This window comes from Phascolarctobacterium succinatutens (assembly GCF_023497905.1).
In the GTDB taxonomy this organism is placed as follows: domain Bacteria; phylum Bacillota; class Negativicutes; order Acidaminococcales; family Acidaminococcaceae; genus Phascolarctobacterium_A; species Phascolarctobacterium_A succinatutens.
Genome location: NZ_CP097284.1, coordinates 1833819 through 1846035 on the forward strand (window position 1 = coordinate 1833819; position 12217 = coordinate 1846035).

Sequence of the window (12217 nt, forward strand, 5' to 3'; positions counted from 1 at the left end):
TTGTTATACTTCAAAACAGTTAAGCCTTGAGCTCACGTTCACGCTGGATTGTTTTGATACGGGCAATGGATTTCTTAACGTCACGAATTTTCATCGGATTTTCACATTGACCGGTTGCCATTTGAAAACGCAGATTGAAGAGTTCCTCTTTCAAATCTGCCAACTTGGTGTCTAACTCAGCAGCAGACAATTCACGAATTTCTGTTGTTTTCATTAAGCTTCACCACCCTTTTCTTGTGCGGCAGCTTCAGCTTCCTGTTGAGCGCGAGTTACAAATTTGCATTTGATAGGCAATTTGTGGCTAGCAAGACGCATTGCTTCTTTAGCAACTTCTTCGCTAACACCGTTCATTTCGAACAGAACGCGACCAGGTTTAACTACTGCTACCCAGTACTCCGGAGAACCTTTACCAGAACCCATACGAGTTTCAGCAGGTTTTGCAGTAATCGGTTTATCCGGGAAAATTTGAATCCAAACTTGACCGCCACGTTTGATATAACGTGTCATTGCGATACGGGCTGCCTCAATCTGGCGGTTGGTAATCCAAGCGGGCTCCAATGCTACCAGACCGAAATCGCCATGAGCGATTCTATTACCGCGCATAGCACGGCCAGTCATACGACCTCTATGTTGTTTACGATGTTTAACTCTCTTCGGTAATAACATGTCTGATTATGCCTCCTTTGCCGGAGCAACTTTAGCTGCTTCTTTGCTTTCAGGAAGAACTTCACCTTTGTAAATCCATACCTTAATGCCGATACGGCCATAAGTGGTATGTGCTTCTGCAGTGCCATAATCGATGTCAGCACGCAGGGTGTGCAGAGGAATGCTGCCTTCACGATAGGATTCGCTGCGTGCAATTTCAGCACCGCCAAGACGACCGCCGCAGGTAATTTTGATACCTTTAGCACCCATACGCATGGTACGGCCAACGCATTGTTTCATAGCACGACGGAAAGCGATACGGCGTTCCAGCTGTGCTGCAATGTTCTCTGCAACCAAGGTTGCGTCCATATCCGGGGTTTTAACTTCTACGATGTTGATTTCGATAGCGCTCTCAGTCATTTTCTTCAGGTCGGATTTCAGCAGTTCGATGTTGCTGCCTTGACGACCGATTACCATACCAGGTTTTGCAGTATGGATGGAAATGCGGGCTTTATTAGATGCGCGTTCGATTTCTACTTTAGATATACCGGACAGGAACAGTTTTTCTTTGATGAACTCACGGATTTTAATGTCTTCTAACAAGAATTTCTCATAGTCTTTGCCAGCGTACCATTTGGAATCCCAGCCTTTGATAACGCCAACACGGAGACCATGCGGATTAACTTTTTGACCCACTATCTTTTCCCTCCTTCTGACGGGATATTATTTTTCTTTAACTGCTACAGTTACGTGGCTAGAACGTTTCAGAATTTTGAAAGCCTGTCCACGGGAACGAGGATGAATACGTTTCATGGTCGGACCTTGATCTACTGCACAGTAGGATACGATCAGGTTATCCACGTTCATGTCAAAATTGTGCTCTGCGTTTGCTACTGCACTGCGCAGAACTTTCTCGATTACCTCAGAACCAACCTTCGGGGTATATTTGAGGATCGCGAATGCTTCACCAACGGATTTGCCGCGGATGAGATTGATTACGATGCGCAGTTTGCGCGGCGCAATACGGATATATTTTGCAATTGCCTTTGCTTCCATTGTTTGGTCCCCCTTTCCCCTTATTTTAAGCCGGTGCTCTTATCTGCGTGACCTTTGTAAGTACGAGTAGGAGCGAATTCTCCTAATTTGTGGCCTACCATATCCTCGGTAATGAATACCGGAACATGTTTGCGTCCGTCATGAACCGCAATGGTGTGACCAACGAAAGACGGAAGAATAGTAGAGCTGCGAGACCAGGTCTTAACAACTTTTTTATCATTAGCGGCATTAAGCACGTCAATCTTTTTCAAAAGACTTGCATGGACAAAAGGTCCTTTTTTAACTGATCTGGACACTAGGTTAGCCTCCTTTCCTTATCCTGTTTTATTATTTAGTTCTACGTTTCAGAATTAACTTAGTAGAAGCTTTCTTCTCTCTGCGAGTACGAGTACCGAATGCACATTTACCCCAAGGAGTAACAGGACGTTTACGACCAACGGGGGAGTGACCTTCACCACCACCATGCGGATGGTCGTTAGGATTCATAACAACACCGCGGTTAGCAGGACGGATACCCAGCCAACGGCTGCGGCCAGCTTTACCGATGCAGATGTTTTCAGCATCAATGTTACCAACTTGACCGATGGTTGCACGGCAGTTGATATGTACTTTACGGATTTCGCCAGAAGGAAGACGGAGCAGAGCGTAGTCGCCCTCTTTAGCCATCAGCTGTGCGCTGGTACCAGCACTACGAGCCATTTGGCCGCCTTTACCAATTTTCATTTCCACGTTGTGTACGGTAGTACCAAGCGGAATGTTTTTCAGCGGCAGGCAGTTACCGGTTTTGATATCTGCGTCAGGACCGCTTACTACGATATCGCCAACTTTCAAATCAAGCGGAGCGATGATGTAACGTTTTTCGCCGTCAACATAGTTGATCAGAGCGATACGAGCGTTACGGTTAGGATCGTATTCAATGGTAGCAACCTTAGCCGGAATGCCGTCTTTGGTACGCTTGAAATCAATGATACGATATTGTTTTTTATGACCGCCGCCTTGATGACGAACAGTCATTTTACCGGTATTATTACGGCCTGCATGTTTACCAAGTTTTTCAACAAGCGGGCGGTAAGGCTTGTCAGTCGTAATCTCTTCGAAGGCAGACACAGTAATAAAGCGTCTGGAAGGAGAATACGGATTAAAGCTTTTAATAGCCATTTAATTTACCTCCTATACGTTAATTACATTCCTTCGAAAAGGGGAATCGTATTGCCTTCAGCAAGCTTCACGATAGCTTTCTTATAATCGGAACGTTTGCCAACATATTTACCCATGCGTTTGGTTTTGCCCAGTACGCGGATGGTATTTACATTCAATACTTTAACTTTGAAAATCGCCTCTACAGCTTGGCGAATCTCCACTTTGTTAGCATCCAGGGGAACCTGGAAGGTGTATTTGTTCTCCTGCATCATCTGAGAAGTCTTTTCAGTGATGATGGGACGAATCAGTATATCGCGAGGATTAGCAGCCATTATGCGAGCACCTCCTCAATTTTTTCTACAGCATCTTTAGCAAGGAATACCTTTTTGCTGTTCAGGATATCAAAGCAGTTCAGACCCATGTTGGTGATGGTGGTTACTTTCGGCATGTTACGTGCGGAAAGAGCAACGTTTTCGTTGGAACCATCGGTAATCAACAGAGCTTTAGTGTCAACAGCTTCAAAAGCTTTCAGCAGAGAAGCTACTTGTTTAGTTTTCGGAGCGTCAAAAGCCAGACCTTCAACAACTACCAGTTCACCAGCTGCTACTTTAGCAGACAGTGCGCAGCACAGAGCTAAGCGACGTGCTTTACGAGGCATTTTCTTTGCATAGCTGCGGGGTTGGGGACCAAAAGTGGTACCACCGCCAACCCATACGGGAGAACGGTTGGAACCGCAACGAGCGCGGCCAGTACCTTTTTGTTTCCAGGGTTTACGACCGCCACCGCGTACCATAGCACGGGTTTTAGTAGCGGAAGTTCCTTGACGTTGGTTTGCCAGCTGCATTACAACTGCTTGATGTACTACAGCTTCATTGAACTCAGCGCCAAATACGGAATCATTTAATTCTATTTCACCGGTTTGTGCACCGGAAAGATCATATACTGATAACTTCGGCATTAGAAGCATCCTCCTTTCTTTCGCTTATCTTATTATTTGTTAGGTTTTACGGTTTCCTTCAGTACTACGTAAGAACCAGTAGCACCCGGAATAGCACCCTTAACCAGAATAAGATTACGTTCTGCGTCAACCTTAACAACGGTCAGACGTTGAACAGTTACATTTGCATTACCCATACGGCCAGGCAGTTTTTTGCCTTTGATTACACGGCCGCCAGGACCGGAATGCATGGGGCCCATAGAACCAGGCTCACGATGAGACTTAGAACCATGTTTCATAGGTCCGCGAGAGAAATTGTGGCGCTTAATAGTGCCTGCAAAACCTTTGCCGCGGGAAACGCCGCTTGCGTCAATCAATTCGCCTGCAGCAAAAATATCAGCAGCGATTTTATCGCCTACCGCATATTCGGAAGGAGCAGCCAGACGCAGCTCTCTGACAAATTTGACCGGTGTTACACCAGCTTTGTCAAAATGGCCTTTCATCGGTTTGGTGGTATGTTTTTCTTTAATTTCACCAAAACCAAGTTGAACAGCATTATAACCGTCTGTTTCTTCGGTTTTGTTTTGAAGTACAACGCAGGGTCCTGCTTCTACAACAGTAACAGGAATCAGTCTGCCATCAGCTTCAAAAATTTGGGTCATGCCCAGTTTTTTGCCTAAGATACCTTTAGCCATTATTGCACCTCCTCCTTACAGTTTAATTTCAATATCTACGCCAGCGGGCAGGTCAAGACGCATCAGAGCGTCAACAGTCTTACCGGTGGGTTCCAGAATGTCTACAAGACGTTTGTGAGTACGCATTTCGAATTGCTCACGGGAATCTTTGTTAACATGCGGAGAACGCAGAATAGTGTAAATGTTTTTTTCTGTAGGAAGGGGAATCGGACCGGAAACTTGTGCACCGGTACGTTTTGCAGTTTCTACAATCTTAGAAGCACTTTGGTCAAGTGCTTTATGATCATACGCTTTCAGGCGTATTCTAATCTTTTGAGACTTAGCCATTAAAAAATATCCTCCTAAATTCGCCCAGTTTCTATGAACGGACATACTCCGTGAAAATCTCCCTGTCTAACAGGCAAGCAACCTTTCACATCATCGCAGGGCCATACCAACAAACATAAGAATAGAGGGGAGGTTAACCCCCCTCATATTCTTCCAGGGATCTAACTAAAATTATTTCTCTTCTACTTCGGAAACAACGCCAGCGCCAACGGTACGGCCGCCTTCACGGATAGCGAAGCGCAGACCTTTTTCGATAGCGATCGGGGTGATCAGTTCTACTTCCATGGTTACGTTATCGCCAGGCATTACCATTTCTACGCCCTCCGGCAGTTCGGTTACGCCGGTTACGTCGGTAGTACGGAAATAGAATTGCGGACGGTAGCCGTTGAAGAACGGAGTGTGACGGCCGCCTTCTTCTTTGGTCAGTACATAAACTTCACCTTTGAATTTGGTGTGCGGATGAATGCTGCCCGGTTTGGACAGTACTTGGCCACGCTCGATTTCTTTACGGTCAACACCACGCAGCAGGCAGCCGATGTTATCGCCGGCTACTGCTTCGTCCAACAGTTTGCGGAACATTTCAACGCCAGTTACTACGGTAGATTTTTTCTCGTCTTTCATACCAACGATTTCTACAGTATCGCCAACTTTAACAGTACCACGCTCTACACGGCCGGTAGCAACGGTACCACGACCGGTGATGGTGAATACGTCCTCGACAGGCATCAGGAACGGTTTGTCGGTTGCACGTTCCGGCAGCGGAATGTAGCTGTCAACTGCGTCCATCAGTTCCATGATTTTTGCTTCGTATTTCGGGTCGCCTTCCAGAGCTTTCAGAGCGGAACCTGCAACAACAGGAATGTCATCGCCGGGGAAGTCATAGGAGCTCAGCAGTTCGCGAACTTCCATTTCTACCAGTTCCAGCAGCTCTTCGTCGTCAACCATATCTACTTTGTTCAGGAATACTACCATTGCAGGTACGCCTACTTGGCGAGCCAGCAGGATGTGCTCACGAGTCTGAGGCATCGGGCCGTCAGCAGCGGATACTACCAGGATTGCGCCGTCCATCTGAGCAGCGCCGGTGATCATGTTCTTTACATAGTCAGCATGGCCCGGGCAGTCAACGTGTGCATAGTGACGGGTTGCGGTTTCATATTCAACGTGAGAGGTATTGATGGTAATACCACGTTCACGTTCTTCCGGAGCTTTATCGATCATGGAGTAGTCCATGAATTCAGCGCCGCCTTTTTCAGCCAGTACTTTGGTGATAGCAGCAGTCAGAGTAGTCTTGCCATGGTCAACGTGACCGATGGTGCCGATATTCAGATGCGGTTTAGTTCTTTCATATTTAGCTTTTGCCATTGTGAATTTCCTCCTTAAGGTTGTTTGTTAAAACTAGGCTTAGTTGGTGCCTTTGTTTTTAGCAATAATTGCCTCAGCAATGTTTCTGGGAACGTCTTCGTAGTGGTCTACTTCCATGGAGTAGTTACCACGGCCTTGGGTTTTGCTGCGCAGGTCGGTAGCATAACCAAACATTTCAGCCAGCGGAACGAATGCATTGATTACTTGTGCACCGTTACGAGCTTCCATGCCTTCGATGCGGCCACGGCGGGAGTTGATGTCGCCGATTACGTCGCCCATGTATTCTTCAGGAACAGTAATTTCTACTTTCATGTAAGGCTCAAGGATAACCGGGTTAGCTTTTTCAGCACCGGACTTGAAGCCCATAGAACCGGCAATCTTAAATGCCATTTCAGAAGAATCGACTTCATGGTAAGAACCATCATAAACAGTAACTGCGATATCAACCATCGGATAACCAGCAACTACGCCGTTTTCCATAGCTTCTTTAACGCCTGCTTCGATAGGAGCGATGTATTCCTTAGGAATAGCGCCGCCAACAACTTTGTTTTCAAACAGGAAGCCTTCGCCAGGTTCACGCGGAGTGATTTCCAGCCAGCAATGACCATATTGGCCTTTACCACCGGACTGACGAACAAATTTACCTTCGGATTTAACAGCTTTGCGAATGGTTTCGCGATAAGCAACCTGCGGGTTACCAACAGTGCAGCCTACTTTGAATTCGCGCAGCAGACGGTCAACAATGATGTCCAGGTGAAGCTCGCCCATACCGGAAATAATGGTTTGGGAGGTTTCAGGATCAGTGTGAACACGGAAGGTCGGATCTTCTTCTGCCAGTTTTTGCAGGGCGATGCCCATTTTTTCCTGGTCAGCTTTAGTTTTAGGTTCAACTGCAACGGAGATTACAGGATCAGGGAATACCATAGATTCGAGGATGATCTCGTTTTTCTCATCGCAGAGAGTATCACCGGTAGTGGTGTCTTTCAGACCTACAGCAGCTGCGATATCACCGGAGTAAACTTGTTCAATTTCTTCGCGGTGGTTAGCATGCATTTGCAGGATACGACCGATACGCTCGCGTTTACCTTTAGTGGAGTTATATACATAAGAACCAGCAGTCAAGGTACCGGAGTATACACGGAAGAATGCCAGCTTACCAACAAACGGGTCGGTAGCAATCTTGAATGCCAGTGCAGAGAACGGAGCTTCGTCGCTGGACGGACGCTCATCTTCTTCGCCGGTTTCAGGGTTTACACCTTTGATGTTAGGAACATCTGTCGGTGCAGGCATGAATTGGATTACAGCGTCCAGCATCGGTTGAACGCCTTTGTTTTTGTAGGAAGAACCGCAGCAAACCGGAGTCATTTTGCAAGCGATAGTTGCTTTACGGATACCAGCCAGGATTTCTTCTTCGGTCAGCTCTTCGCCTTCCAAATATTTCATCATCAGCTCGTCATCGGATTCAGCAACAGCTTCAACCAATGCTGCACGGTATTCCTCAGCTTTTTCTTTCATGTCAGCCGGGATTTCTACGAACTCTTCTTCTTTACCGAGTGCATCATCATAAACGATTGCTCTCATTTTGATCAGGTCGATCATGCCTTCGAAAGTATCTTCAAAGCCGATAGGCAGTTGAATAGGTACTGCATTGGCATTCAGACGGGTCTTCATCATGTCAATTACACGATAGAAGTCTGCACCGGTAATATCCATTTTATTTACATATGCCATACGGGGTACATGGTATTTGTCAGCCTGACGCCATACGGTTTCGGACTGAGGCTCAACACCGCCCTTAGCACAGAAAACTGCAACGGAACCATCAAGTACACGCAGGGAACGTTCAACTTCTACAGTAAAGTCAACGTGACCCGGGGTATCAATGATATTGATACGATGTTTATCGAATTGGTGCTCGGAACCTTCCCAGTAGCAGGTGGTTGCAGCAGAGGTGATGGTAATACCACGCTCTTGTTCCTGAACCATCCAGTCCATGGTAGCAGCACCTTCATGGGTTTCACCAATCTTATGTACTCTGCCGGTATAGAACAGAATACGTTCGGTTGTGGTGGTTTTACCAGCATCGATGTGAGCCATGATGCCGATATTTCTAGTTCTCTCAAGCGGAATTAATCTGCCCACTTCTTTATCCTCCTCAAATTAACTGAGACAGGTCATTACCAGCGGTAATGAGCAAATGCTTTGTTTGCTTCTGCCATCTTGTGGGTATCTTCGCGTTTCTTAACAGCTGCGCCAGTGCCATTGGAAGCGTCCATGATCTCACCAGCTACACGCTCGTACATGGTGCGCTCACCACGCAGACGAGAGTAGTTTACCAGCCAACGGATACCCAGGGTGGTTTTGCGGTCAGCACGTACTTCAACAGGTACTTGGTAGTTTGCACCACCAACACGACGGGCACGAACTTCCAGCAGCGGCATTACGTTCTGCATAGCAGCATCGAACACTTCCAAAGGATCTTTGCCAGTCTTTGCACGAACCAGGTCGAATGCATCGTATACAATACGTTCTGCAACGCCTTTTTTGCCGTCGAGCATAATTTTATTGATAAATCTAGTTAAAAGCTTAGAACCGTACACCGGATCCGGCAGTACGTCTCTTTTAGTTACAGGGCCTTTTCTCGGCATGTGTTTCCCTCCTTAGGATTAAATCATTCTTAATGTTTTCTTGAAATTATTTCTTTGCTTTAGCACGTTTTGCACCGTACTTGGAGCGAGATTGGTTGCGGTTAGCAACGCCTGCAGTATCAAGAGCACCACGAATGATATGGTAACGCACACCAGGAAGGTCCTTGACTCTTCCGCCTCTGATCAGAACAACACTGTGTTCCTGAAGATTATGGCCGATACCCGGGATATAAGCAGTAACTTCGATGCCGTTGGTCAAACGTACACGAGCTACTTTACGAAGTGCAGAGTTAGGTTTCTTCGGGGTAGTGGTGTAAACACGAGTGCAGACGCCACGTTTTTGCGGGCATTCTTTCAATGCCGGTGCAGTAGATTTGCTTTTCAGAACCTCTCTACCTTTGCGAACCAATTGGTTAATTGTGGGCATATCGGCACCTCCTTTCCAAACAATTAGATTTTAATGATTATAAAAACTCAGCTCACGCCAAGCCCTTATCGGCTTTAAGTATCGCAGCCGCTGCTGCTTTGACGTTTATGCCGCAGGCTCTGCCGATTTCCAGCATCGTTTCTGTGTTTTCAACCGGTACTGAATTTTCCCGACACAGTTGCATCAGCCTGCCGGTAACTCTCTCGTCCGCATCACTTGCGATATAGACGACAGCGGCAACTTGTCTTGCTACAGCTTTTTCTGTCTGCTTAACGCCTACAGTATGCTTTTCAGCTTGCTTTAAAGCTTCAAGTGCCATCATGTTACCTCCTTCATCGAGCGCATAGCTCTCCCGCGATACTTGTATATTGTAACATCTCATGCACAAGCTGTCAACACTTTTTAGCAACTTTTTTAAAAAATTTAGTAGCGCTTTTTGCCGTGTTAATGCGCTTCTTTCTTTACACGTATCCAAGTGTTTCATTGACTATTTCTTCATACATAAAGTACACCCAAGGAGTACTTTTTCAACAGAGCTTTCACCTTAAATATCGCATAAAAAAAGAGCTGCCAACACTTCTGACAGCTCATATGTATATTATTTTGCCACGCCCGGGAAGGAAGAAACGTATTTGATTTTTATATCCGGAAAACTATCAACAAACCGAACTCTGAAATCTTCACCGTACTCTACAAATTGCCACTCGCCTATATTATTGGGAAAGCTTTGGACAACCTTTACTTTTAAATCAGGGAAGCTGTCGACAACCTTTACCTTAATATCAGGAAAACTGTCAACAATTTTCACTTTACCGCACAGCTTGATATTTTTATAGTAGCCTGCGCTGTTGATAGGAGTAGCAGCTCCCGCGATACAGGGAAATGCAGCAATCAGCAGCAGACTTAAGCAAAGAACAGTTTTTTTCAGCATTCCTCTTCCCCCTTTCGTTAAGGACGCTTTTATTTTACGTAAAATACACGGTTTGCTTTACGCGGAGCAGCCTGAGGCACAGGTCCGTCAGCATAACCGAGGATGCAGTGGCCTACGCCCTCATACTCTCCTTCAATACCCCATTCTTTCAGCAACTGTTTGCCTTCTTCGGAAGCAAACTCTTCCTTAGCACGGTTAATCCAGCAGCTGCCAAGACCTACGGCATGAGCCGCCTGCATCAGGTTGCCCATTACCAGGCTGCCGTCATAGGGAGTAAGCTTATTGCTTTTAGGTCCCAAAACAACAAGAACCACAGGTGCGCCATAAAAACTGTCGATGCTTGTGCCCAAAATTTCACGGTTCATCTGCGCCAGTTTGTCGCGAACCTCTTTATTGGTTACCGCAACAATAATTACTTCCTGCGTACCATGACCGCTGGCAGCATAAAGACCGGCATCGATAACCTGGTCAATCAGCTCCTGCGGCACCATGTCTGCCTTATATTTGCGAACGCTTCTGCGTTCCTTTAAAGCCTGTAATTCTGCATTCATTATATGTCAGCTCCTTATCGTTAATGAAATAAAATTTTACGCTGTTACGCTGTATTAATTTTATTCTTGCCTGCGCCGTTATTATCCTGCCGGAAAATGCAACAAAAATGTTAATTTCTCTGCAGCTTTACTTGTACAGCAGATAAGGCTTTACCTGCTGCTCAAAGGCCGCGCACTCCTGATGCCAACGCGCAAAAGCTGTTTTTGGCGCTTCACCTTCACGCAAGCTGCTTTCTCCAAGCGCAATATCCAGCTTATAGCCTTTGCTGCCATAACCGCGCTCCGGCGTTTTTACCTGCTCCGGATATAATTCTTTAAATGTAGTAAACAAAATATAATCCAGCTCAGGCAGATTAACCTTACGTAAATCCGTAAGATAAATTTCTACGCCCTGCACCAGCTCACCGCTATAGGTGCCGTAACGCGGTGTAAAGCGTGCTGCTCTAAAAGCCACGCCAGCAAGCTGCTTTTCATCTAAGGCTGCCTTTACGGCATCCGCATCAGCAAAAGGTGCTCCCAGAAAATAAAACGGTTTAGCTGTCCCGACACCCACGGAAAGATTACTGTCACCGCTTACACCGGTAGCGCCATACAGGAAAGCGGTCGCCGCCGTAGGAATCAGCGGAGATGTCTGTACCCATGGCAGGCCTGTATCCTGCCACAGCTCTCTGCGTGACCATCCCTTCATAGACACCACCGCCAGCTCACAGCCGATATGCTGCGTAGCGTTGATATAGCTTGCAAATTCACCTATAGTAAGACCATGACGCAACGGCAGCTCGTAAAGCCCGATAAAAGTTTTATATTCCGGCTTGAGAACCGGTCCCTGCATAGCACCGCCTAAAGGATTAGGGCGGTCCAAAACAACAACCTGCTTTTTCGCTTTGGCACATTCTTCCATTATATAAGCAAGCGAAGAAAAATATGTATAGTGACGAATGCCGACATCCTGAATATCAACCACCATAGTGTCAATCTCATCCAGCATTTTTGCCGTAGGCCTGCGATCTTCTCCATACAGACTGTGTACAGGTATATCCTTATAGGTGTGACTCTCAAAGGTTTCGCCTGCCGCCACAGCGCCGAACAATCCATGCTCAGGCACAAACAGTGCCGTCAGATTATAGCTCTTCTGCAGCAGCTCTGTGCTGCTGCGAAGCTTGCTGTCCACGCCGGACTGATTAGTAAAAAGTCCCAGCCTTTTCCCTGCAAGCAGCTGCTTAGCAAACGGCTCATCAATGCGTTCAATACCTAATACAACTCTTTTTTCCCCGGCTGCCGCAAAGCTTGTTGCTGCAAACAGCACTATCAATAAACTGCATAATATGCATAACAACTTTTTCATTAAACCCCTCCCAAAAATAATTCTAAGTATATTTTAGCACATTTGCCGTTTCCGTGACGATAAAGTAAGCTGTTCTTCCGAAAGAGAAAAAACAGACAGACCTGTCGCATAAGTGATATGTACCCAGTTTTCTGGACACCGCTAAAAATTTGA

The 12217-nt window shown here is 46.3% G+C and carries 18 protein-coding genes; all 18 read right to left on the reverse strand.

Going from position 1 to position 12217, the window contains the following annotated elements:
• Positions 1-19 precede the first annotated feature (19 nt).
• A complete protein-coding gene (gene rpmC, locus M5E81_RS08765) occupies positions 20-214 on the reverse strand; it encodes a 50S ribosomal protein L29 (RefSeq protein WP_009145393.1) in 195 nt (64 codons plus the stop codon).
• Positions 214-666, reverse strand: a complete 453-nt coding sequence (gene rplP, locus M5E81_RS08770) for a 50S ribosomal protein L16 (RefSeq protein ID WP_021719364.1) — start codon at positions 664-666, stop codon at positions 214-216. The genes rpmC and rplP overlap by 1 nt, the downstream gene beginning before the upstream one ends.
• A gap of 6 nt (positions 667-672) precedes the next feature.
• Positions 673-1341, reverse strand: coding sequence for a 30S ribosomal protein S3 (gene rpsC / locus M5E81_RS08775; RefSeq protein ID WP_009145391.1), 669 nt, complete (start codon positions 1339-1341; stop codon positions 673-675).
• Positions 1342-1368: 27 nt separating this feature from the next.
• Complete coding sequence (gene rplV, locus M5E81_RS08780; RefSeq protein WP_009145390.1) at positions 1369-1701, reverse strand: 50S ribosomal protein L22; 333 nt, start codon at positions 1699-1701, stop codon at positions 1369-1371.
• Positions 1702-1721: 20 nt separating this feature from the next.
• Entirely contained in the window at positions 1722-1997 is a 276-nt protein-coding gene (gene rpsS, locus M5E81_RS08785; RefSeq protein ID WP_009145389.1) for a 30S ribosomal protein S19, read from the reverse strand.
• Between the two features lie 31 nt (positions 1998-2028).
• Positions 2029-2859: a 50S ribosomal protein L2 gene (gene rplB / locus M5E81_RS08790; protein WP_009145388.1), complete on the reverse strand. Its 831-nt coding sequence runs from the start codon at positions 2857-2859 to the stop codon at positions 2029-2031.
• Positions 2860-2882: 23 nt separating this feature from the next.
• Entirely contained in the window at positions 2883-3173 is a 291-nt protein-coding gene (gene rplW / locus M5E81_RS08795; protein WP_210684866.1) for a 50S ribosomal protein L23, read from the reverse strand.
• Entirely contained in the window at positions 3173-3799 is a 627-nt protein-coding gene (rplD, locus tag M5E81_RS08800; protein WP_021719361.1) for a 50S ribosomal protein L4, read from the reverse strand. Before rplD ends, rplW begins: the two co-directional genes overlap by 1 nt.
• Before the next feature lie 32 nt (positions 3800-3831).
• Positions 3832-4473 (reverse strand): 50S ribosomal protein L3, encoded by a 642-nt coding sequence (gene rplC / locus M5E81_RS08805; RefSeq protein ID WP_009145385.1) that lies wholly within the window; start codon positions 4471-4473, stop codon positions 3832-3834.
• Between the two features lie 15 nt (positions 4474-4488).
• Positions 4489-4800 (reverse strand): 30S ribosomal protein S10, encoded by a 312-nt coding sequence (gene rpsJ, locus M5E81_RS08810; protein ID WP_021719359.1) that lies wholly within the window; start codon positions 4798-4800, stop codon positions 4489-4491.
• A gap of 171 nt (positions 4801-4971) precedes the next feature.
• Positions 4972-6162, reverse strand: coding sequence for an elongation factor Tu (tuf, locus tag M5E81_RS08815; protein ID WP_009145072.1), 1191 nt, complete (start codon positions 6160-6162; stop codon positions 4972-4974).
• 39 nt (positions 6163-6201) lie between these two features.
• Positions 6202-8304 (reverse strand): elongation factor G, encoded by a 2103-nt coding sequence (gene fusA / locus M5E81_RS08820; RefSeq protein WP_272881125.1) that lies wholly within the window; start codon positions 8302-8304, stop codon positions 6202-6204.
• A gap of 35 nt (positions 8305-8339) precedes the next feature.
• Positions 8340-8810, reverse strand: coding sequence for a 30S ribosomal protein S7 (gene rpsG / locus M5E81_RS08825; RefSeq protein ID WP_009144757.1), 471 nt, complete (start codon positions 8808-8810; stop codon positions 8340-8342).
• A gap of 46 nt (positions 8811-8856) precedes the next feature.
• Entirely contained in the window at positions 8857-9237 is a 381-nt protein-coding gene (gene rpsL / locus M5E81_RS08830; RefSeq protein ID WP_009144758.1) for a 30S ribosomal protein S12, read from the reverse strand.
• A 52-nt stretch (positions 9238-9289) separates the two neighbouring features.
• Positions 9290-9559, reverse strand: a complete 270-nt coding sequence (locus M5E81_RS08835) for a ribosomal L7Ae/L30e/S12e/Gadd45 family protein (protein ID WP_244944637.1) — start codon at positions 9557-9559, stop codon at positions 9290-9292.
• Between the two features lie 276 nt (positions 9560-9835).
• Entirely contained in the window at positions 9836-10168 is a 333-nt protein-coding gene (locus M5E81_RS08840; protein WP_249747300.1) for a 7(1) septoil knot domain-containing protein, read from the reverse strand.
• 29 nt (positions 10169-10197) lie between these two features.
• The gene (locus M5E81_RS08845; protein ID WP_249747301.1) at positions 10198-10719 is read right to left on the reverse strand and encodes a nitroreductase; all 522 of its coding nucleotides are present in this window, start codon (positions 10717-10719) and stop codon (positions 10198-10200) included.
• Between the two features lie 127 nt (positions 10720-10846).
• Entirely contained in the window at positions 10847-12064 is a 1218-nt protein-coding gene (locus tag M5E81_RS08850) for a DUF1343 domain-containing protein (protein WP_009144762.1), read from the reverse strand.
• Positions 12065-12217 lie beyond the last annotated feature (153 nt).

Excerpts from the sequence above, each read along its gene's own strand:
- rpmC (WP_009145393.1), bottom strand. The coding sequence starts at position 214 with ATGAAAACAACAGAAATTCGTGAATTGTCTGCTGCTGAGTTAGACACC.
- rplP (WP_021719364.1), bottom strand. The coding sequence starts at position 666 with ATGTTATTACCGAAGAGAGTTAAACATCGTAAACAACATAGAGGTCGT.
- rplV (WP_009145390.1), bottom strand. The coding sequence starts at position 1,701 with ATGGAAGCAAAGGCAATTGCAAAATATATCCGTATTGCGCCGCGCAAA.
- rplB (WP_009145388.1), bottom strand. The coding sequence starts at position 2,859 with ATGGCTATTAAAAGCTTTAATCCGTATTCTCCTTCCAGACGCTTTATT.
- rplW (WP_210684866.1), bottom strand. The coding sequence starts at position 3,173 with ATGGCTGCTAATCCTCGCGATATACTGATTCGTCCCATCATCACTGAA.
- rplD (WP_021719361.1), bottom strand. The coding sequence starts at position 3,799 with ATGCCGAAGTTATCAGTATATGATCTTTCCGGTGCACAAACCGGTGAA.
- rplC (WP_009145385.1), bottom strand. The coding sequence starts at position 4,473 with ATGGCTAAAGGTATCTTAGGCAAAAAACTGGGCATGACCCAAATTTTT.
- rpsJ (WP_021719359.1), bottom strand. The coding sequence starts at position 4,800 with ATGGCTAAGTCTCAAAAGATTAGAATACGCCTGAAAGCGTATGATCAT.
- tuf (WP_009145072.1), bottom strand. The coding sequence starts at position 6,162 with ATGGCAAAAGCTAAATATGAAAGAACTAAACCGCATCTGAATATCGGC.
- rpsG (WP_009144757.1), bottom strand. The coding sequence starts at position 8,810 with ATGCCGAGAAAAGGCCCTGTAACTAAAAGAGACGTACTGCCGGATCCG.
- rpsL (WP_009144758.1), bottom strand. The coding sequence starts at position 9,237 with ATGCCCACAATTAACCAATTGGTTCGCAAAGGTAGAGAGGTTCTGAAA.
- M5E81_RS08835 (WP_244944637.1), bottom strand. The coding sequence starts at position 9,559 with ATGATGGCACTTGAAGCTTTAAAGCAAGCTGAAAAGCATACTGTAGGC.
- M5E81_RS08840 (WP_249747300.1), bottom strand. The coding sequence starts at position 10,168 with ATGCTGAAAAAAACTGTTCTTTGCTTAAGTCTGCTGCTGATTGCTGCA.
- M5E81_RS08845 (WP_249747301.1), bottom strand. The coding sequence starts at position 10,719 with ATGAATGCAGAATTACAGGCTTTAAAGGAACGCAGAAGCGTTCGCAAA.
- M5E81_RS08850 (WP_009144762.1), bottom strand. The coding sequence starts at position 12,064 with ATGAAAAAGTTGTTATGCATATTATGCAGTTTATTGATAGTGCTGTTT.